Annotated in this window: 16 protein-coding genes and 1 tRNA gene; 8 read left to right on the plus strand and 9 right to left on the minus strand. The window is 52.1% G+C overall.

The window, feature by feature from the left end; genetic code table 11:
• The first annotated feature begins 55 nt into the window (after nucleotides 1-55).
• From B7988_RS03480 to B7988_RS03505, 6 genes are all read left to right on the plus strand, one after another.
• On the plus strand, nucleotides 56-787 hold the full coding sequence (locus tag B7988_RS03480) for a tRNA (guanine-N7)-methyltransferase (protein WP_072799580.1): 732 nt from the start codon (nucleotides 56-58) through the stop codon (nucleotides 785-787).
• Nucleotides 788-825: 38 nt separating this feature from the next.
• Complete coding sequence (gene recN, locus B7988_RS03485; RefSeq protein ID WP_088656843.1) at nucleotides 826-2,469, plus strand: DNA repair protein RecN; 1,644 nt, start codon at nucleotides 826-828, stop codon at nucleotides 2,467-2,469.
• 75 nt (nucleotides 2,470-2,544) lie between these two features.
• Nucleotides 2,545-3,639, plus strand: a complete 1,095-nt coding sequence (pgsA, locus tag B7988_RS03490) for a CDP-diacylglycerol--glycerol-3-phosphate 3-phosphatidyltransferase (protein ID WP_249268825.1) — start codon at nucleotides 2,545-2,547, stop codon at nucleotides 3,637-3,639.
• A 50-nt stretch (nucleotides 3,640-3,689) separates the two neighbouring features.
• A tRNA-Met gene (locus B7988_RS03495) sits at nucleotides 3,690-3,763 on the plus strand.
• Between the two features lie 87 nt (nucleotides 3,764-3,850).
• Nucleotides 3,851-6,046, plus strand: coding sequence for a DNA primase (gene dnaG, locus B7988_RS03500; protein WP_088656845.1), 2,196 nt, complete (start codon nucleotides 3,851-3,853; stop codon nucleotides 6,044-6,046).
• Between the two features lie 49 nt (nucleotides 6,047-6,095).
• Nucleotides 6,096-7,412 carry an RNA methyltransferase gene (locus B7988_RS03505; protein WP_249268826.1) on the plus strand — a complete coding sequence of 439 codons (1,317 nt, stop codon included), beginning with the start codon at nucleotides 6,096-6,098 and terminating at the stop codon, nucleotides 7,410-7,412.
• Here the strand turns inward: B7988_RS03505 and B7988_RS03510 are convergent.
• From B7988_RS03510 to B7988_RS03540, 8 genes are all read right to left on the minus strand, one after another.
• Nucleotides 7,409-7,948, minus strand: a complete 540-nt coding sequence (locus B7988_RS03510; RefSeq protein ID WP_073322289.1) for a DUF5662 family protein — start codon at nucleotides 7,946-7,948, stop codon at nucleotides 7,409-7,411. The two genes, B7988_RS03505 and B7988_RS03510, sit on opposite strands and share 4 nt — an antisense overlap.
• 17 nt (nucleotides 7,949-7,965) lie before the next feature.
• Nucleotides 7,966-9,588 (minus strand): ABC transporter ATP-binding protein, encoded by a 1,623-nt coding sequence (locus B7988_RS03515; protein WP_088656846.1) that lies wholly within the window; start codon nucleotides 9,586-9,588, stop codon nucleotides 7,966-7,968.
• Nucleotides 9,585-9,854: a PqqD family protein gene (locus tag B7988_RS03520; protein ID WP_073322293.1), complete on the minus strand. Its 270-nt coding sequence runs from the start codon at nucleotides 9,852-9,854 to the stop codon at nucleotides 9,585-9,587. The genes B7988_RS03515 and B7988_RS03520 overlap by 4 nt, the downstream gene beginning before the upstream one ends.
• A 14-nt stretch (nucleotides 9,855-9,868) precedes the next feature.
• Nucleotides 9,869-10,321 carry a S24/S26 family peptidase gene (locus B7988_RS03525; RefSeq protein ID WP_163452817.1) on the minus strand — a complete coding sequence of 151 codons (453 nt, stop codon included), beginning with the start codon at nucleotides 10,319-10,321 and terminating at the stop codon, nucleotides 9,869-9,871.
• 11 nt (nucleotides 10,322-10,332) lie between these two features.
• On the minus strand, nucleotides 10,333-11,232 hold the full coding sequence (locus B7988_RS03530) for a hypothetical protein (RefSeq protein ID WP_212668289.1): 900 nt from the start codon (nucleotides 11,230-11,232) through the stop codon (nucleotides 10,333-10,335).
• The gene (locus B7988_RS03535) at nucleotides 11,229-12,347 is read right to left on the minus strand and encodes a nucleotidyltransferase family protein (protein WP_088656848.1); all 1,119 of its coding nucleotides are present in this window, start codon (nucleotides 12,345-12,347) and stop codon (nucleotides 11,229-11,231) included. Before B7988_RS03535 ends, B7988_RS03530 begins: the two co-directional genes overlap by 4 nt.
• Nucleotides 12,348-12,535: 188 nt before the next feature.
• Nucleotides 12,536-12,670, minus strand: a complete 135-nt coding sequence (locus B7988_RS15375; protein WP_283160526.1) for a hypothetical protein — start codon at nucleotides 12,668-12,670, stop codon at nucleotides 12,536-12,538.
• Nucleotides 12,671-12,681: 11 nt separating this feature from the next.
• Nucleotides 12,682-14,565: a hypothetical protein gene (locus tag B7988_RS03540; RefSeq protein WP_141225546.1), complete on the minus strand. Its 1,884-nt coding sequence runs from the start codon at nucleotides 14,563-14,565 to the stop codon at nucleotides 12,682-12,684.
• A 398-nt stretch (nucleotides 14,566-14,963) separates the two neighbouring features.
• Between B7988_RS03540 and ilvD the strand changes: the two genes are divergently transcribed.
• Together ilvD and thiC are read left to right on the plus strand one after the other, a co-directional pair.
• On the plus strand, nucleotides 14,964-16,823 hold the full coding sequence (ilvD, locus tag B7988_RS03545) for a dihydroxy-acid dehydratase (RefSeq protein ID WP_088656850.1): 1,860 nt from the start codon (nucleotides 14,964-14,966) through the stop codon (nucleotides 16,821-16,823).
• A 67-nt stretch (nucleotides 16,824-16,890) separates the two neighbouring features.
• Complete coding sequence (gene thiC, locus B7988_RS03550) at nucleotides 16,891-18,603, plus strand: phosphomethylpyrimidine synthase ThiC (RefSeq protein ID WP_088656851.1); 1,713 nt, start codon at nucleotides 16,891-16,893, stop codon at nucleotides 18,601-18,603.
• A gap of 112 nt (nucleotides 18,604-18,715) precedes the next feature.
• Here the strand turns inward: thiC and B7988_RS03555 are convergent, their stop codons facing one another.
• Complete coding sequence (locus B7988_RS03555) at nucleotides 18,716-20,647, minus strand: FISUMP domain-containing protein (RefSeq protein WP_088656852.1); 1,932 nt, start codon at nucleotides 20,645-20,647, stop codon at nucleotides 18,716-18,718.
• Between the last annotated feature and the right edge of the window lie 35 nt (nucleotides 20,648-20,682).

The following is a 20,682-nucleotide window of genomic DNA, read 5'->3' on the forward strand; positions in this document are numbered from 1 at the left end:
AAGTTGGAAGTTGGAAGTTGGGAGTGGTTAGGAGCGTGAGGTTTTAATAAAGAATATGAGCGATATCGAAAACATTGAAGAAGTTGAAAAGGAAGTCGTAATCCCAGAATTTTACCGCGACTTGAAAGAAGATCCGGAATCGAAGGGACTGTGGCATTACGTGTTCCGTACTCACGGCGACCGCAAGCCGATTGCAACGCCTGACGGACTCCCCCACAAGCTGGATTTTAACTGGAAAGACATGTTCCCGAACATGGGCGACCGTGTAGAAGTCGAAATCGGAAGCGGCAAGGGCGGATTCCTTTCGGAATATGCGCCCAAGCACCCCGATACCGTCATTATGGGTAGCGAATGGGATTACACCTGGGCAAAGTTCGCCCAGCGCAAGATGGACAAGGCCGGCGCTCTGGCCAATGCCACCATGCTCCGCGGCGACGTATTCTTCTTTTTGCGAGACTGCGTGAAGGACAATACGGTAGATGCATTCCACATGTATTTCCCGGACCCGTGGCCAAAAGAACGCCACCACAAGAACCGCCTTTTGCGCCCGGACTTTCTGGTTGAAGTCGCCCGCGTATTAAAGCCTGGCAAGCGCATTTTCTACTGGGGTACCGATCACCAGGAATACAACGAAGTCGCGCTTGAAGTTTTCGACAACTTCAAGGGTTGCAAAATTCTGGAACGAAATACCGCAGAACCTACCGAAGGGATTATGACCGGCTTCGAAAAGAAGTACCGCAAGGAAGGTCGCCCCATCTACCGTAGCGTAGTGGAATTCGAAAAATGACACTTAGTGTCAAGCTAAATTGCTAATTTATTTGCCGTATGTTAAAGCACCTGTCGATTAGTGGATTTACTTTGATTGCGAATGCGGAAGTTCCGTTCCGCGATGGTTTTACTGCAATTACCGGCGAAACCGGCGCAGGAAAATCTGTACTCTTGAAGGCTCTTCGCATTGTATGCGGCGACAAGGCGCAAGCAACCATGGTGCGTACCGGCGAAGAAAAGGCCGTCGTCGAAGCCACATTCGATATCACTAACGAACCGCAAGTGAAGAAGGTTCTTGAAGAACTGGAACTCGACAGCGACGACGAACTGATTATCCGCCGTGAAATCCAGGAGAACGGCAAGAGCCGCGCCCGCGTGAACGGCGCTGTGGTGGCACTCCCCGATTTGCAACGTCTGGGCGAAGAACTGATCCAGATGCACGGCCAAAGCGAACAGCTCTTACTGCGCGACATCCGCACGCATACGCAGATGCTCGACGACTTTGCCGGAAATGGAGATTTACTGGCTGAATATTCTAGCGAATGGTCAACCTGGAACAAGATTCAAGACGAAATCCGCGCTACCGAAGAACGCGCAAAGAACTTGGCGGCCCAAAAGGACTTTTTGAAGTTCCAGTTTGATGAACTTTCAAAGGCAGCCCTCAAAGAAGGCGAAGAAGAAGCCCTTGAAGAAAAGGTGAACAGCGCAAGCAAGCAGGAAGCCGAAACCCGCTACTTGAACGACATCCAGGGAATGCTGGGTGGCGAAAACGGGCTCTTGGACCAAGTGCAGATTTTGCAGTCCAAGTTGCGTTCGCTTGCAGCAAAGCTCCCGGACTACGAAGATTACCTGAAGTCGCTTGACGAAGTGACTGACCCTTACGAAAGCGTTTGCAAGGACTTGCTGAGGCTCCGTCCGTCTGCGGCCATGAGCGCCGCCGATATTGACCGCGCGAACGCCCGCATTGCGGCGATTCAGAAACTCAAGCGTAAGTACCGCACCGATGTCGCGGGCCTGATTGCCTTGACTGAACAACGCAAGGAAGAACTTTCGAGCCTCGAGAACTTGGATGCGGACTTGGAAGAACTTTCCAGGCAGTCTAAGAAGGCGTTGGAAGCATTGCAGGCGACCGCCCTCAAGCTCACGAAATCTCGCCAGGAAGCCGCCGAGCGCTACGACAAGGCCGTAAGCGACATCCTGAATACGCTCGGCATGCCGAAGGCGATTTTCGCGACATCGATTACTATGCAGTCCTTGTCGCCAAACGGCGCAGACAAGATTGAATTTACGCTCGCCCCAAACCCCGGCGAAGGCTTCAAGAGCCTGCAAAAAGCGGTTTCGGGCGGCGAACTCAGTCGTGTGCTGCTTTCAATCAAGAGCGTGATGGCCGACCTCGACCGCGTACCCCTCTTGATTTTCGACGAAGTGGATTCCGGAATCAGCGGCGAAGTCGGCAACAGCATCGGCGAAGCTTTAAAGAATTTAGGCCAACACCACCAAGTGCTCACGATTACGCACTTGCACCAGGTAGCAAGCCGCGCCAAGAACCAGCTCGCGGTCAGCAAAGAAGAAATCGATGGCCGCACGTATACGCATGTGGTCGAACTGGACCACGAAGGTCGTATCAAGGAACTATCTCGCATGCTAGGTGGCGAATCCGACACGATACGCGAACATGCAAGACAACTTTTAGAAGTTTGACAGAGGCATTAAATGACACAAGAACAGACATCCGATATTAGACTGCGCTCGCGTATTTGGAGCGTTTTAAGGGCTATGGTTTTTATAGCCGTCATTGTCTTTATCTGGATGGGAATGGCAAAAACCGCCACCGCCCTGGTTGCAATCGCCCTGATTATGGGCTGGGTTAATTTATACCAACTCCGTTCGCAAGAAATCGAAAAGCCCTATTATAGACTTTGGCTGAACGTGATTGACGGATTCCTTTCGTTTGCAGTGATGACCAGCATTTTTGTGCGCGATTTATTGCAAAATGACCAAGCCGAAAAGTTGCTCGCCGTCGGTTGCGTATTCCTGTTGGCCCGTCTTGTCGCCCACACGCTCTTTAGCCTCGGCGTGCTTCGCGAAGGCAAGTCGCTCCCCCGCAAGCGTCGCTGGAGTAAATTGTCAAACATTGCGATTACAGTAACGATGGGCGTGTACTTGTTGAATCTCGAAGATTACCAGCAAATTTGCATGGTGACGTCGATTCTCTTGATTATCGCCTCGACCGTTGCATACGCCTACTGGTATTACCGCGACCCGGCTCACAGAAAGCCGCTTTCGATTGCAAGCCAGCTCACCATGAGCCGCATTGTGCTGACCCCGTTTTTCCTGTGGGTTTTCTTCTACGACAACGACCTGGATTACAGCAATAACAGCCTCGTTTTCAAGAGCCTTTCGCTGGTGATGGTGCTCGGCTTTATGCTGACCGACTTTTTGGATGGTTACCTCGCCCGCAAACTCGGCGAAGTGAGCACTCTCGGCAAGTACCTGGATCCGTTCAGCGACAAAATTTCGAACATGACAATCTTCATGTGCTTTATCGCTACGGGGTATGCCCCGGTGTGGATGGTCGCCCTCATATACTTCCGCGAATCAAGCGTCGAGACGCTCCGTACTCTCGCCGCAAGCGAAGGACTGATTATGCCCGCTCGCCGCAGCGGCAAGTGGAAAACTGCGCTCCAGGGTATCGGAATTGTCGCCATTTTGCTCGGCGCCCTCGACCCCATGGAAACGATTATTCCCAATTATCAAGCATTTTGGGCCATTTTCCCGCAAACTGTGATGGGCGTCATCACCGCAATTACCATTATTAGCGGTATTGATTATTTCGTCGCCAGCAAGCATATCCTGAAAAAATTCGTGTAAAAAACCCTTGACAAGGCTATAAAAATTTACTATATATGGTGCAACCTCGACGCGGGGTGGAGCAGTTGGTAGCTCGTCGGGCTCATAACCCGAAGGTCGCAGCGTTCAAGTCCTGCCCCCGCTACTAAAAAAGAATCCGATTCTTCAAGAACGGATTCTTTTTTTTATTCCTGTCATAATTTTGAAGGCGCATTCTTGCTAAATTTGAGCCGTGGCATTTTACTCTAACGAAATCATTCAGCAACTCAAAGCCCACGCAGATATTGCGTTGGTGATAGAGAACTTTGTACCGCTGAAACGTTCCGGAAATGGCCGCTACTTGGGCGTCTGCCCCTTCCACGATGACAGAAGCCCTTCGATGAATGTAAACCCGAGCCTGGGCATCTATAAATGCTTTGCCTGTGGCGCGGGCGGAGACGTATTCAAGTTCGTCCAAGAACACGAAAAAATGGATTTTAAGGGGGCCGTGGAATGGGTCGCAAACTTTACCGGTTTTGCACTCCCCCAGCTAGGCGCCCCCGAAGATAGCGAAAAGACCGAAGAACGCGCCATGGTCCGCAGGCTGAATGAACTCGCCTGCGAATGGTTCGAACAGCAACTCGCCCTTTCGCCCAAAGCGCTACAATACCTTTCGAGCCGCCATATTACCGACGAGACTCGCAAGCTGTTCCATATCGGTTACGCCCCGGATGGACGCGAAGGCTTTATCGGCTATGCAGCCAAGAATGGATTTTCGCCACTAGACTGCGTCAAGGCGGGACTTGCCATCCAAAAGGAAAACGGCGGAATCTCGGACAAATTCCGCGACCGACTGATGATCGCCATCCAGAACCTTTCGGGCGTGATTGTCGCCTTCGGTGGCCGTGACCTCTCTGGAAAAAGCCACGCCAAGTACATGAACAGCCCGGAATCGGCGCTGTACCACAAAAGCGATATTCTATTCGGTTTGCATCAGAGCCGCCAAAGCATCGCGAAAGAAAACGCGGTGATTATCGTGGAAGGCTACTTTGACATGATCAGCCTGTATCAAGGCGGTGTCACAAACGTAGTGGCTGCTTCGGGAACGGCGCTGACCGAAACCCACGCAAGCATTCTTGCCCGATATGCGAATACAGCCTACTTGGTATTCGACGGCGATGCCGCCGGTCAAAAGGCAACCCTCCGAAGTTTGGAAATCGTATTGCCCAAGGGAATTGCGCCCCGCGTGTTTGCACTTTCGCGCCCCGATGGCACTAAAATCGACCCCGACAACTTTGTAAACGAACGCGGTGCAGACGCATTCCGAGCCGCTTTGCGCGAATCCGAAGACTGGCTTTCTTATTTGGCCCGCCAACACGACATGCAAAGCCCTGAAGAGCGCGCCCGTTTTGTGACTTACACCAAGTCACTCGTAAAAAGCATTACCGACCGCGAACTTCAAAACCAGTATGTAAAACTGATTGCGGAACGATTCAATACAAGCCGCTCCTTGGCCCAAGTGAAAAGTCTGAAGCCGCAAAAAGGCCCCGAAGAACGCCGCCCGATAGCGGCAAACGCAGCCGCCCCCGGAGCACCTGAAGTGATTCCGCAATTGGAGCAAACGGCCTCACTCGATTGGGCTAGCATTCCGCCGATGGAAATCCGATTCGCGAATCTGGTGCTTCGAAACCCGACGCTGATGGACCGCGCACTGGAATACTTTGACATGGACTGGGCCGCAAGCGGAGTCCGCATGTTTGAATCTCCGGTGGTCGAAGAATTCGTGAATTCCGCCATTGCACTCTACGCCGAGACTGGCGCCGTTTCGCCGCAGCTGATGTACGAAAACGTGTCGCCCACGCTCAGGCTCTTTTTGGAAGGCCTGCCCGAAGAAAAGTGGAAAACACCGCAGGAAATCATCGAATTTTACCAGACGCTGACCGTGTTTTCGACCAAGCTCTGCGACCGACAAAAGCACATGATTCCGCTGACCAGCAACGAAGCGGTCGAAACGCGCATGCAGATGTCCAAGTTTACGCAGGGCATGCAAAAGTTGAACGCCCTGTTCAACGCCGAAAAAATCACCATCGACGCGTTCGCCGACCAAGTGGTCCGCAGCAAGGCCCAACTGATACTGTTCCAGTCGGTGATTCAAGGAGCACCGATGCCTGCGGCTCCGACGCCACCCATTCCAATTTCTACGCCGAGCGTCGCCGCAGCCCCCGCACCAGTCCAAGCCGAGTCCGCGATGCTTGCACAGACAATCCCGGCACCGAGCACTCAACCTGTTGCAAACGCACCGTCACAAGCTCCGGATGAATTCGCCGACGAGCAAATGTCTAGCGACGAACCGCCCGAAGGATTTGAGCCCCCGCCACCCGAAGACGACGAAGAATACTCTTACGGCAACGACGATTACAGCGAGTCGAACGATTTTGATTACCAATAACCTCGAAAAAAGGCTTAAACGGCAAATTATCGGAAAACCGCACCGGTTTTTGGCGATTGCCCCTCTCGGTTTTGAACAGACTCTTGTTCGCGAATTGCAAGGTTTCGGGCTAGAATTTACCGATGCCCAAGGCGCCCCTGCTATTGCAGGAGACGGCAAGGTTGAATTCACCGCGAAAATCACCGAAGCTTGGAAAGCTGTGGCCTACAGCCGCATTGCAAACCGCGTGCTGATGCACATTGCCGATTTTAAGGCAGAAAACTTCCATGACCTCGAAAAGAAAGCCGCCGAAATTCCCTGGGAACTGTTCCTGCCCGCAGCCCCCCCCCCCACGATCCACGTAACCTGCAAGCATTCGCGACTGTACCATAGCGACGCCATCGCAGAACGCCTGAACAACGTAATCACGCAATTTCACATGGCCCAAAGCGAAGCGAGCTCAAAGGGCGAAGCCCGACCCCATACCCCACCCCCTCAAAACCTCTACGTCACCCTTATCAATGACCGATGCACCATTTGGCTAGACCTTGCCGGCGAGGAACTTTACAAGCGCGGTCACGAGCGGTTCGTGAACGACGCCCCCCTCAAAGAAACCATAGCCGCAGCGATGCTGTTCGAAGCCTGTTCATTACCATCACCTGCCTGTCCACTTCCTACTTCCTACTGCCTACTTGATTTAATGGCCGGCAGCGGGACTTTCAGCCTCGAAGCCGCCTACATGGCAAACGGACTCATTCCAGGGAAAAACCGCGATTTCGCACTCAAGCACCAGCCCGCATTCAAACCCGCTACCTGGAACCACATCGTCAAACAAGAGCGTGTCATTCTGAGCGAAACGCCGAACGGCGTGGAGTCGATGAATCTAATCACGCGCATCCTCACCAGCGACATTTCGCCTAAGGCCGTCGAAATCATCAAGCACAATGTGGAAAGCGGTCCGCTCGCAGACATCGTTCCAAACGACGCCTCACCGACAATCACCCCCCAACTTCGCGACTTTTTCAGCTACACCGCAAAAGAAATTGCCGACGCATGTTCCTGCAATTCGAACTCGGGCGAAGCCTCGCCCGTTATCGTGTTGAACCCGCCCTACGGCAAGCGCCTTGATTTTGACGCACCCAAGCTCTATACGCAAATTGGCCGCCGACTCGCCGAACTTTCGCGCGACCTAACGCCCTTCGGCAAGCAACTCACAGTAGCAATCCTTGCTCCCAAAGACGACAACCGCCCAGGCTCCAAATACACTTGCACCGCAAACTTATTGCACGAATGCCCCGCGCTCGCCCCGCAACAAAATCCGGTCGCAAAAAGCATCGCCACCAGCCACGGCGGTTTCAGCCTGAACGTGTTTATCGCAAAAATTTAAACTTCTGCTTCGGGCAGCACCTTCGTGCGGCGCATAAAGGCAAGCGTTTCTTTTTCACCTTTTTCGGCAAGCATCTTGAGCAAGTAAAGCAACTTGCGGTAAGTTTTTTCGGTCATCTTTTCGCAAGCCGTACTTTTAGTCAAATACAAAAGCGGCGATTCTTGCGTATAGCCCGCCTTGTTGTACGTCTTGGATGCGGCCACACGATCGCAGAACATCTCTTTAATGTAGCGGTCCGGCATATCAATCGGCACAAGCTTCTTGGTCGCCATTTCATAGTCATACCAGAATTCAAAATGATGTTTGTTCCGGCCCTTATGATGCATCCAAGCCAAGCTATAGCCCTTGTCGTTGCGCTCCCCGTTGTTGGGAGACTGGTCACCCATGTAGTACTTGGCTCCCGGAATAAATTCAGTCGGGCTGTACTTCGACAAATCGTGAAACAATCCCTGGAACCCGATTCCAGCCCTAAAGCAAAGCCGAATCACCTCGTTTCGGTGTTTCGTAATCGTTATAAAGTGTTTAAGCGGATGCATTTTCGCTCACATGTTTTTCACAGTCGGACGACTTCGTCGCAAATTTCTGACATTGCCGAACGGTGCGTCACAAAAATCATGGTCTTGTCGGGGTAAGTTGCAAACAGTCTTTCGAACAATTCGCGCTCCGTCGATTCATCGAGCGAAGAACTCACCTCGTCAAACAACCATACGTTCCCGGGCCGCAAAAGCCCGCGGGCAATTCCGATTCGCTGCGCCTGGCCCTCGCTCAAGCCGCGACCGCGCTCGCCGATTTCTGTATCTAAGCCATCGGGCAAATCCAGCACAAAGTCGGCGCACGCCGCGTGCAAAGCCTGCATCATTTCTTGTTCGCTCGCATCGGGCTTAGCCAACTGCAAATTTAGGCGAACACTCCCGCTCAGCAAAGTATTACCCTGCGGTACGTACACAAAATTCGTGCGGGTCTCTTTGCCAATCGCGCACACCTCGGAATTTGAATAAATTAGCATTCGCCCGCTATCAGGCCTTACAAAGCCGAGCAGCAGCCGGAACAAAGTCGTCTTTCCGGCACCAGTCTTGCCCATAATCGCCGTTTTGGAGCCAGGCTCAAAATCGTGACTGAATCCTTCCAGGACCTCGTGCCTTCCCGCCGCATAGCCAAAATGCAGGTTCTCGAGTCGAACCCCGAGCGAGCCATCAAGCGCCACAGGCGTTCCGTCCACTTCGGGCTCCTTGGATTTTTCAAGATCTTCCAAGCGGTCAATGCTCGCCGTCGTATGCACCACTTGCGGCACCATGTTCAAAATCGAAAGAATCGGGTGCTGAATCTGGCCCACCAGTTGCAAGAACGAAGTCATCATACCGAAGGTAATCGCTCCATCGCGCAGGCCAAGGCCACCCCAAATAAAGGCGAGCAAATAACCCAGCCCAAAGGCAGACCCGAGCGCAAAACGGGAAAGCGTGGTAAACCGCGTACGGCGCAACACGTCGCTTTCCAAATGTTGTTGCATGTCACCCAAGCGGCCTGCCACCCAGCTTTCGCTTTCGAGCGAACGCATGAGCACATTGTGTTCTACACCCTCTTGCACCTGCATCTGGATTTTAGATTCGCGTTCACGAATTGCAAGCGTCATGTTCCTGAGCTTGCGAGACACCAGTTTGCCGAGCACAATCGCCACCGGCGTAAGCAACAGCAACGCCCAAGCGAGCCGCGGGTCAAACCAGCGCATCAAAAGGAACGCGCCCACCAGCTGTAGCGTTGTCACAATCATTTGCGGCAAAGTTTCCATGGTCGTGGTCGACACCGACTCGATATCTTTCGAAAGCCTAGACGCCACATCACCCGAATGCAGTTCTGCCCCCGCGTAAAGCTTACGCAGGAACAAACCTTCGAACACCTGCAAGCGCAAGCGATTCGACTGACGAACCATCGCCACATTCGTCATATAATAAAACAGGATACGCAAAACAATCGCGCCCACGACCGTTGCCACAAGCAGTGCAATCATTTGCACGATGTCGTCTTGACTACCCGTGCGAATTGTTTCATCTATAAAACGCTTGCTGAGCCATACCATTAACAGCCCAAGCGAGATTCGCCCCACGCCAAATACAATGCGGAGCGCAATGTTCAGGCGGAATCCATCCGTCCTATTCCATAACCACGAAAGGTATTTCATTCGACTACGTTCACGTTTTGCCACTGCGAAACAATGCCCTTGACATCGTTCAAGGCATCGTCGGCGGCAACGTCGTATTCGCTACAGAGCGCATCGGCAAGCGCCTCGACCGTAAATTCGCCGAGTTCACTCGCGCGTTGCCACAGCCAAGAAGCCGTTTCGTTTAGGCAAAGGAGCTTCCCGAAATCGAGAGCGCCAACGCCTTCGCCCATAATCACCTGTTCACCGCAAACTTCGCGCAGAACAAATCCTTTTTTGATGTGCATGGTGTACTCTCCTTCTAGAAATTCCGGATTCGAATGTAGACTCTATATAATTTAAGCAAATAACGACGCAAAGGTAAAAAATTGACCCACAATTTTTGGACAAATTGTATAAAAGGCGTGTAAAGAGATCTTTTGTAACCATTTGGATGCACAACATGCGTTACTTTAGCATAAATTTGTTTACGTTCAGCATGTTCTCGGCCCTGTAAATTGCCGTCACCCATTAAAGTCACACGGTCGCCCGCCATTTCCATAACACGGTGAATCACATACCGGTTGTCATCTGTCTTCGCAAGCACCACATCCATCGGTTTCACGTTTTCCGGACGAACAAGCGCAACACTGTCACGGCCACCTTCAATAAAAGGCCTCATGCTTTTTCCGTTCACCGGGAAAATCACCTCGAGCCCTTCGCCCACAAGGCGAATTGCCTCGGAAAGAATCATCGAATCATCTTTCTTTTGCATTTCATTTCCCGTTAGCCCGAAATCGTCTCGCAGCACAGCTTTGCCGCATCTTCGTCGGGCAAGCATTCCAGGTACCACACCGGCACATTCATCGCCAAAGCGTTTTCTGTCTTATGCAAGCCATCGGCAATAACCGATTCCCAGCGTTTGCCCGAAATACAAGGGACCAAAGCAGCGTACGCTCGCACGCCGCGCAAACGTTCAATCTTGTTGTACGGAGCCTGCGAAAGCATCACGAAGCCGCCCAACGGATAAACCTCATTCTTGTAGCAAGGCGTCTTTCCGCTCCAAGGCGACCCGTAAACGCGCGTAACGCCATTCCCTTCCGCATCTTTTTCAATGCGCACCACAGGATTGTCGTCGTTCAAAAGTTCCGAGCCCTCGTTGTACTTGAGCCATAGCCTTGCATGCGTGCTCTTACCCGTACCGCTCTTGCCCAGGAACATGTAACCCTTGCCCTCGTAATTTACGACAGCCGCATGGAACAGCGCCGTATTATAAGGCGCCGATGCAATCGCGTAAAGCACCATAAGCGCATTGTTCACGGCAAACTTGAGCAAGGCCGCAGCCGTACCTTGCGGTATAAACAGGGTTGCCGTCTTGTAGTCTTTTGAACAAACTAGCACACCCGTTTTTTTCTTTTGCAAACGAAAATCAAACACCGAATTTTGCCCGGCGGTAAGTCCGCAAACAATCTGCTGGCCCTCTTCATCTTGGCAAAGTTCTTCGGTATATGCAGGAGATTCGCCATATTCCACACGCATTAAAAAAAGCCCTTCACCCGCTTTTTCGGTAGCAAACGGAGCATAATTGTCCATGCAGTCTGCAAAAAAATTCTCGCTAATATTTTGAGAAACTTCAAACAAATGAAGCGCCACCTGATAACGGCGTGCGTTTCCGGCAGAAATCATAGGGCAATCCTCCTGCGCTTAATGCGCTTTGGAATCAACGAAATAGTCGCACGCCAGTATTTGAGCTCCTTGAAAACCGCATTCACCGGATCAAACGTCAACCACGAAAGGGCTTGCAAACGATCCTTGAACCAGCGAGCAAAAACATTCTTGGGTTTAGGAACTTCTTTATGTTGTCCAAAATTACCGCCCGCAAGAGCAAGTTTCAAAAGTCGCTCGCCACGTTTGCGGTCTGGCGCACAAAGCATCAATTCACGTTCAAGCCCGAACACCTCTTGCAACACCCACATTACAGCACCGCAAGCACGCATCATGCTTAAATTTTTCATGACATCGACAGCCGCATTCCGGTCGCCCTCGGTAGAATGCCTGAGCAGCATCAAGTAGTCGGTGTACTGCCTGAATCCGAGGCCGCCCGAATAAAAATGTTGCTGCAAATGCGCAAGCTGCATCACGAGTGCAAATTTGATTGACGGCGAATAAAAGCCCTCGGGAACAAGCGTCGCTTTACGGATTTCTTCATTCAAGAATTTTTGAAGCGCCCCATTGCGGAACGGGATTCCCGATGCAGGCTTGAAATGCACCTCCACCGTGACTCCATCCTTATTTTGGGGCAAGTGAATATGGTGCCGCGAATAGGCATGGTCATCGTTTTCCGCATTCAACAAATTCAACTTATAAAGCAATTCGGTTACACCCTTGCGGCCGCCCTCGACCCAAATGTCGATATCGCCACACTGCCTACTCAGCGGATCCGGATAAAGTCTTGCATTGGCGGGGCCCTTCAAGATTGCATTTTTGCGACCCGCGCCCTCGAAAACCCACGTCAAGCGCGCCGCCTCCAGGTTCAACAGCTTGTTCATGCCCGCGGTGCCCTCGGCATCCATGGACCAGCGCAGCAAAAGAGCCCTTGCAGGCCTGAAATTTTCCGGAAGTTTCTTGACCGCGTTAAAAACGACGCCCAAAACACTCTGGCGCTTGGCAAGCTTATAAATCGCCTTCCATTCCTCTTCGGAAGGCGCCTCCTCAAGCCCCTGCAAAGCGCCCGTCGTATCGAGCGCAAGCTGCAATAGTTTAAACAGGAGCTTGTCTGTTTTCTTCAGAATTAAACCCATGGCCCAAAGATAGAAAAAAGGGGCCGAATTCGGTCCCTGGTAAAATTAAGCAAAGTATTTTTTTTCGGATTCGTTCAAGTTGAATTCTCCGCCACTATAAGCAATCAGCGGAATTTGTTGACGAAGGGAAACTACCTCCATCGAAGGAGGCAAATAGTCTTTTTTTTCTTTAAAACTGGTTTTAACCATTATTCAATCTCAGTATCCATACAATCATCGTTATTTTCGCCACTGCCACACAAGAACTTCTTCTGGCATTCCATATCAATTTCTTCCATAGAAGGAGAAACATATGCTTTCTTTTCTACCATTTCAGAATTCATTTTGCACTCCCTTACTTAACAATCACTCGTTTACCGTTATGGTAATATGTTCCACGGGTCGTGGGCTTGGCATTCAGTTTACGTCCGTTCAAATCAAACCAGCTATTCATACGAATTTCACCAGTTACAGCATTCATCTTTCCAGACGCTATAACATTGTCATTTTCATCAACAATTTCCACATCAATTTCGTATGAGACATCCCAATTCATAGAATTCAGAGATCCACTCGCAGACTTCGCCAATGCTACATTCTGATGTTCCACCAAATAGGCTCGCAAAGGTTTGATTGTCACACCACTTCCGGCTCTTACAAATTGACCCACTTTCACACCTTCTTGAGCTGTTCCTGCAAAGCCCCAAATATTACCTAATTCAGGATCTTCATCGAACGATTTGAATGATGTGGTTCCCACGAACTCCCACGAATTATTAACCAGCTGTTCAATCGGGGCTGTTTCGGTATTAAAAGTCACCTCACCACTGAATGTGAGCGTTTCTTCTTTCGGCATAATTAGATACGGCGTATTAGCACCCAGTTGTTGAGTTTTAACAAGACCTATCTTAACTTTACGAACACCATTTTCTTCAACAACTCTATTGAATTTATAGAACGTTCCACCCTTCACTTTAGAAGTATCAATCGAGAACGGAAGCATAATCGTGGACATCTTACCGATAGTGAACTTTCTATTGAACACCACCTGATCCACAAGGATATCCTTCTTAATTTCAATAGTATCAGGACCAGTGTAATCACCATCAATTTCAGCAACAGTCTTGTCGGAATATTCAGTAATCGTCACAGCACCATAATGGGTCTCCTTAACAGTCAGGATAGAAATGGTTTCCGCACCATAACCGTTCAAGGCGAGATTATCTTTACCCACAGACCACGGAGACGCAACGGTGCAATAGCCGTCAAGCATTTCGCCGCCATTCAAAGCGCAAGCGATATCGTCAGCATTGACCAAATTAACCTTTTTATTGGTATTTGGGGTTTCAGAACCTTTGCCAACACCCTTCAAGTCTTCATCATAGTAATTATTAGAGGTAGTAAGCGCTCCGCTTAAATGGTTTCCGACAACAGCACCCGTAGCACCGTTCCCCGTATTGATCAAGCCTTCACCATTGTACACGCAAGATTTCACCGACAAGGTCGCCTTCGTAATACCAATAATACCGCCAACAAAAGCATCATTGCCTTCAGCTTGAATCGTAACAGCACTCAAGCAATGTTCAATCGTACCATTTTTGCCGTTTCCGACAATGCCTCCAATTCCCTGGCCATTACCAGTAGCGCTAATCTTTCCAGACACATAGCAAGCCGATACCACTCCACCCGGTTTTTTATCGGCCAACCAACCCACTACAGCGCCCACTGAAATCTGGTTTGCTGTGTTTGACAAAATAGTACCCGCGCTAGTCGAAGTTACAATGTCCACATTTTCAAAGACGATGTTTTTCACCGAGCCATTGCCCAAGACACCTACAAAACCAAGGTTCTGAGCATACACCGGTTTAATTTGTGCAATTTCTTCGCTATTGATGTACAAATTCGAAATAACGTGACCATCGCCATCAATGATCCCTTCGAACGCGACATCGCCCTTACCGGCAACCATCGGAGTCCACAATTTGTGGCCCATGTCCAAATCAGCATTTAATTTGGCATTAATGTTCAACCTAGCGCCAGGATTTTTATTGGTTTCGTTAGCGAACCATGCCAATTTGGCTTCGTTATTGATCAAATAAAAGTTTTTGCCTTCTATCTCTTGAATTTCCGGCTCTTCCATCGAAGTTCCGTCCCAGGCAGCGAAAGCATGTGTTACAAACAACATAAAAGCGCATACAAATACGCCACAAAATCTATTCGTGAGAATATTTTTTTCCATCAAACCAACCTCGTTTTTTAGAAGTCGGGCTTAATATAGACTTATTCCCCACCGGTTTAAAGGGTTTTTGGACAACGTTTTGTTGTATAAAATTCATCAAGTGCCGTTTTTTGCTTAAAATAAGCGTTTTTAATATAATTTTAAGCATTCTGTAACAAATAAACTACTTTGAAAGTGCCGTTTTTAGCGAAATTTCGGGGGTCAGAAGTGACAAAAATCACTTTTCGTACTTTTACCGAGAGAAATCTCACAAACCTAATTTTAGTTTTTTTGAAAAAACACCATCTTCCTTCCTACTGTCTACTTTTTCTACATTTTAGCCCGAAATTTGGCGTCTTTTTACCCGCATTTTTTACGAGTAACGCCGCAGATTTTAAAGACACAAAAAGAGGATTATTATGCCGAAACTTCGTTCGCTCAAGACTATGGAAGGCCGTGAAATGGCCGGTGCACGCGCCCTTTGGCACGCAACAGGAACCAAGGTGGAAGACTTTGGCAAGCCGGTGATTTGCGTGGTGAACAGCTATACCCAGTTTGTTCCGGGCCACGTCCACCTGAAGGACTTGGGCCAGGTGGTCGCACGCGCGATTGAAGCCGCCGGCGGTGTCGCCAAAGAAATGAACACCATCGCAGTCGATGACGGTATCGCCATGGGCCACGACGGCATGCTCTACAGCCTCCCCAGCCGCGACTTGATTGCAGACTCCACCGAATACATGGCCAACGCCCACCGCGCCGACGCCCTCGTGTGCATCTCCAACTGCGACAAGGTGACTCCGGGTATGCTCATGGCCGCCATGCGCCTCAACATTCCGGCAATCTTCGTCTCGGGCGGCCCGATGGAAGCTGGCCACGTGACCACGAAGGACGGCAAGGACCGCGCCCTCGACCTGATTGACGCCATGATCGATTCCGCCGACAGCACCATCAGCGACGAAGAAGTGGCTGCCATCGAAGCGAACTCCTGCCCCACTTGCGGTTCCTGCTCCGGCATGTTCACCGCAAACTCCATGAACTCCCTGACTGAAGCCCTGGGCCTTAGCCTCCCGGGTAACGGCACCATCGTTGCCACCCACGCCGAACGCAAGAAGCTGTTCGAAGCCGCCGGTAAGCGCATCGTGGAACTCTGCCACCAGTATTACGATTTGAACGACGACAGCATCCTCCCGCGTAGCATCGCCACGAAGGACGCCTTCGAGAACGCCATGCGCCTTGACATCGCCATGGGCGGTTCCTCCAACACAGTGCTCCACTTGCTCGCCGTGGCCCAGGAAGCGGGCGTGGACTTCACCATGAAGGACATCGACCGCCTTTCCCGCAACACGCCGTGCATCTGCAAGGTGGCCCCCACCGTTCACAACATCCACATCGAAAACGTGAACCGCGCCGGTGGCATCATGGGCATCCTCGGTGAACTGGACCGCATGGGACTCCTCCACAAGGACGCGAAGACCGTCCACGCAAAGACCATGGGCGAAGCTCTGGAAGTGAACGACCTCAAGCGTAACCCGAGCGAAGAAGCCAAGCAGCGCTACCTCGCAGGCCCGGGCCGCAAGTACAATCTGGTCGCCTTCTCGCAGAACTTCATGTACCCCGACCACGACCTCGACCGCGCTACGGGCGCTATCCGCGATGGCGAACACGCCTACACCAAGGACGGCGGCCTCGCTGTTCTGTACGGAAACCTCGCCATGGACGGCTGCATCGTGAAGACCGCCGGCGTCGACGAATCCATCTTCAAGTTCACCGGTCCCGCCGTGGTGTTCGAAAGCCAGGAAGATGCCGTGAAGGGCATTCTCGACCCGAACGTGGTGAAGGCAGGCGACGTGGTCGTGATCCGCTACGAAGGCCCGAAGGGTGGCCCCGGCATGCAGGAAATGCTCTACCCCACCAGCTACCTCAAGAGCCGTCACCTCGGCAAGTCCTGCGCCCTCCTTACCGACGGTCGTTTCTCCGGCGGTACGAGCGGTCTCTCTATCGGCCACGCTTCTCCGGAAGCCGCCAACAAGGGTAACATCGGACTCGTGCACACGGGCGACGTCATCGAAATCGACATCCCGAACCGCAGCATCAACGTGCAGCTCACCGACGACGAACTTGCCGCCCGCCGCAAGGAAATGGAAGCCCGCGGCGCCAAGGCTTGGCAGCCGGAACACCGCGACCGCGTTGTTAGCAAGGCATTGCAGGCTTATGCGGCAATGGCCTCAAGCGCAGATAAGGGTGCCGTGCGCGATTTGTCTCTGATTGGAGTAAAGTAATTCGTGTCTAGATCCTTCGGCTACGGGCAACGCCCTTCGCTCAGGATGACACACTTAGGATAATATAATGGACTCTTTGCTGAAGCCCTTCATGAATTCCCGCAAGGTGTATGTTCCGGGGAAAATGTACCCGGACATCCGCGTGGGAATGCGCGAAATTTTGACAGAAGACCCCGAGACGCCGGTGGTTCCCGTATACGACACGAGCGGCCCTTACAGCGATGTAGACGCCAAGCTCGACGTGACGAAGGGCATCGAGCGTTTCCGCGAATCATGGATTATGGAACGTGGCGACGCCGAACAGCTCGACGACATGACGTCGGCTTATGGCCGCGCCCGCCGTGCAAACCACGAACTCGACCACCTGCGCTTTAATGCGGAACACCACCCGCTCCGCGCGAAGGCCGGGCACCACCTGACGCAGCTCGACTATGCCCGCAAGGGAATCGTCACCAAGGAAATGGAATACGTAGCAATACGTGAAAACCAGCGCCTTGACGAGTTGCAGGCCCAGGGCAAGATCAAGATTGAAGGCTCCCCCATTACGCCGGAATTTGTGCGCGACGAAATCGCCGCGGGCCGCGCGATTCTGCCGGGGAACATCAACCACCCGGAATGCGAGCCGATGATTATCGGCAACCGCTTCCTCACGAAAATCAACAGCAACATCGGAAACTCCGCCATCACTTCTTCAATCGAAGAAGAAGTCGAAAAGATGGCCTGGTCCGTGCGCTGGGGCGCCGACACCGTGATGGACCTTTCCACCGGAAAGCACATCCACGAAACGCGCGAATGGATTATCCGCAACAGCCCCGTCCCTATCGGAACGGTGCCTATCTACCAGGCGCTAGAAAAGGTGAACGGCAAGGCCGAAGAACTTACGTGGGAACTGTACCGCGACACGCTTATTGAGCAGGCGGAACAGGGCGTGGACTACTTCACGATTCACGCGGGCCTGTTGCTGGAACACATTCCGCTGACAGCCAAGCGCACCACGGGTATCGTGAGCCGCGGCGGTTCCATCCTTGCCCTCTGGCAGATGCGCCACCACCAGCAGAACTTCTTGTACACGCACTTCCGCGAAATCTGCGAGATTCTCGCCGCCTACGACGTTGCCGTTTCTTTGGGCGATGGTCTGCGTCCGGGAAGCCTCGCCGATGCCAACGACGCGGCCCAGTTCGGAGAACTGGACACGCTCGGCGAGCTCACGAAGATTGCCTGGGAATACGGTGTGCAGGTGATTATCGAAGGCCCGGGCCACGTGCCCATGCACAAGATTCAGGACAACATGGCACGCCAGCTCGAAAAGTGCCACGGTGCCCCGTTCTACACGCTCGGCCCTCTTACCACCGACATTGCCCCCGGTTACGACCACATTACGTCAGCCATCGGCGCAGCACAGATCGGCTGGTACGGCACCGCGATGCTCTGCTACGTGACGCCCAAGGAACACCTCGGGCTCCCCGACCGCGACGACGTGCGCGCAGGTGTAGTCACCTACAAGCTCGCCGCCCATGCGGCCGACCTTGCAAAGGGCCATTTCGCAGCGCAGTTCCGCGACGACGCCCTTTCGCGCGCCCGCTTCGACTTCCGCTGGAACGACCAGTTCGCGCTATCGCTCGACCCCGAGAAGGCGATGGAATTCCACGACAAGACGCTCCCCGGCAGCCAGGCCAAGGCAAGCCACTTCTGCAGCATGTGCGGGCCGAACTTCTGCAGCATGCGCATCACAAGAGCTGTGCGAAATTTTGTTGCCACAGGTGAAGTCGGCGACGTCTAGCGGCAAAGCCGCAATGTGTAATGTTAGCGTCTACGGCGCAATGTGAAGTGTGTAATGTGAGATGAGTAATTTCACATCACACATTCCACATCCCACATTAAAATTCCATGCCCTATTTCTTGTTCTTTACGCACCGAAGCGAATAAGCGTTCCCGTCGAAATCTTCTTCGTTCTTGAAATCATCTTTACTGTTCACGACATACCAGTAAGCGGCTCCTGAGCCACCACCGCCTTCGGCCGCCCAGAAATACGCACTCGTCCCGAGTTCCGTGTATTCGCCGTCGTTGCGGAAACGAATCCCCGCCGGCAAAGCGTTAAAGCCGCTCGCATTGTTGTTCTTGGTCATGTCGCCCTGCGCCCAGCCTTCGCGGCTCTTGAGGGCCGCAGCCAAGCCCTTGCGTTTGTTAATTGCAAACTGTCCAAGTCGCATCCATTCCTCTTGCCGCGGAATATGCCAGCCATCGGGGCAAATACCCTGATGTTCTTCGACAACGGCCCCCTGCGACACGCTATCCAGCGAATTCTCGATAAAGTCTTCGGGGAGTCTCATCGCCACATGCCACGGATAAAGCCTTCCGTAATTGCGGCAACGGATATCCTTGTCCTCGTAGCAAAAGCTCCCCGGCGCGGCAAAGCGCAGATTTTCCGCCATCCAGACATCTTCGCCCACAGCTAGAGTCTTATAGCGGTTATCGTCACGCTTGTCGTAAATCGAGGTACTGTCATAAATTTCATCAATGTCCGGCGGATTCATCAAGCAACGTACCGGATACGCCTTATTCTTCAGACTCGAATCCATCACGAAGTCATCGTTGTTATTCGGAAGCGTCCAGACGATTGCCCGCGACGAATCAAGTTCATTCACCGTCCAGAACCCTGTAAAGGTTCCAATTCCAGAATACGCAGAAACAGTATCAGCGGAATCGCGCACACCGGAGGCCAGCGCCGTAAACCCGAAACCGTTTTCACCCATGAGAGCAAGATCGCTTTCCATCCAGGTTTCTCGGGCACGCAAGTTCGTACCCACGCCCACCGCATCGTCAATATCCTTCAGGTAAATATTGAGCCTGTAAAAATCAAGCGATGTCGGCACATGCCAACCGTTGGGGCAGACGTCCTTCATCTTCGCCGCTTTCGTAATATTGGTCGCAGCCTCCCACGTGTAAAGGCGTCCAAAACGTTCGCAGTTTTCTTCCCTGTCGTCGTAGCAGTAGCTACCCGGCACCTTCACGTTCAAGTTATTGACCATCCACACCTGATCGCCAATATGAATCGTAAGCACGGCCTTGTTCTGTACATTGACCACCTGCGGAATCACCTTCGAGCGTGGCGGAGGAGGCGGTTCCCTAAAGGGGTACACCTTGTTTTCGATACAGCGGATAGAGGCGCCGTCGTCTTTGGATGCGTAGATTTTATCGAAAGACCTAGAATCGTACAGCAGCCCCCAGTAAATCGCACCCACGTTGTCAATTTCGGACGAAGACCAGAACTGCGCCGAAGACTTCAAGTCCATAAAGCCGGTATACTCGTTACGCACACCCGCCGGCAAGGCATTAAAGCCGAATTCGTCGGAACCCGCAGGCACGCGCAGTTCCTTTTCCCACAATTCAGGAGACTTAAGGCTCAAACCGACGCCATCACTCTTACCGATTCGCCCCACATAACGCTTTAAAGTCACCCAGTCCTTGTTGGCCGGCAAGCGCCACCCCGCAGGGCAGGCGTCATGATACGTTTTCCAGTCCTTTTGGGTAAAATCAATGTTCGCAATGGAATGGTTGTTGTAAAAATCCACCAGGCGCATCGCCATCGCCCAATTGTACAACCTGCCATACGTTTCGCAATTATAGTCGCGACTGTCGTAGCACCAGCTCCCCTTCACGTTAAAGCGCAAATTCTCGGCAAACCAGCGTTGGTTTCCGATCTGCACCGTCTTATACACGCGTCCGTCGCGCTTGTCCTTGAAATCGGGCATTTTCAGGACATGCGCACTCGCAAGTCCCGCTCCGCCCAACAACATCACCAATAAAAACGCCTGTATCTTCATTTTCGCCCTCTTACCAAGCAATATATACTCAAAAA

It is taken from the genome of Fibrobacter sp. UWB1 (assembly GCF_002210325.1).
Lineage (GTDB): Bacteria > Fibrobacterota > Fibrobacteria > Fibrobacterales > Fibrobacteraceae > Fibrobacter.

What these genes read in the sequence shown, in the direction of transcription:
- ilvD (WP_088656850.1), top strand. Translation starts at nt 14,964, where the DNA reads ATGCCGAAACTTCGTTCGCTCAAGACTATGGAAGGCCGTGAAATGGCC.
- B7988_RS15375 (WP_283160526.1), bottom strand. Translation starts at nt 12,670, where the DNA reads ATGAATTCTGAAATGGTAGAAAAGAAAGCATATGTTTCTCCTTCTATG.
- B7988_RS03555 (WP_088656852.1), bottom strand. Translation starts at nt 20,647, where the DNA reads ATGAAGATACAGGCGTTTTTATTGGTGATGTTGTTGGGCGGAGCGGGA.
- B7988_RS03535 (WP_088656848.1), bottom strand. Translation starts at nt 12,347, where the DNA reads ATGGGTTTAATTCTGAAGAAAACAGACAAGCTCCTGTTTAAACTATTG.
- thiC (WP_088656851.1), top strand. Translation starts at nt 16,891, where the DNA reads ATGGACTCTTTGCTGAAGCCCTTCATGAATTCCCGCAAGGTGTATGTT.
- pgsA (WP_249268825.1), top strand. Translation starts at nt 2,545, where the DNA reads ATGGTTTTTATAGCCGTCATTGTCTTTATCTGGATGGGAATGGCAAAA.
- B7988_RS03515 (WP_088656846.1), bottom strand. Translation starts at nt 9,588, where the DNA reads ATGAAATACCTTTCGTGGTTATGGAATAGGACGGATGGATTCCGCCTG.
- B7988_RS03530 (WP_212668289.1), bottom strand. Translation starts at nt 11,232, where the DNA reads ATGATTTCTGCCGGAAACGCACGCCGTTATCAGGTGGCGCTTCATTTG.
- recN (WP_088656843.1), top strand. Translation starts at nt 826, where the DNA reads ATGTTAAAGCACCTGTCGATTAGTGGATTTACTTTGATTGCGAATGCG.
- B7988_RS03510 (WP_073322289.1), bottom strand. Translation starts at nt 7,948, where the DNA reads ATGCATCCGCTTAAACACTTTATAACGATTACGAAACACCGAAACGAG.
- B7988_RS03480 (WP_072799580.1), top strand. Translation starts at nt 56, where the DNA reads ATGAGCGATATCGAAAACATTGAAGAAGTTGAAAAGGAAGTCGTAATC.
- B7988_RS03525 (WP_163452817.1), bottom strand. Translation starts at nt 10,321, where the DNA reads ATGCAAAAGAAAGATGATTCGATGATTCTTTCCGAGGCAATTCGCCTT.
- B7988_RS03540 (WP_141225546.1), bottom strand. Translation starts at nt 14,565, where the DNA reads ATGGAAAAAAATATTCTCACGAATAGATTTTGTGGCGTATTTGTATGC.
- B7988_RS03520 (WP_073322293.1), bottom strand. Translation starts at nt 9,854, where the DNA reads ATGCACATCAAAAAAGGATTTGTTCTGCGCGAAGTTTGCGGTGAACAG.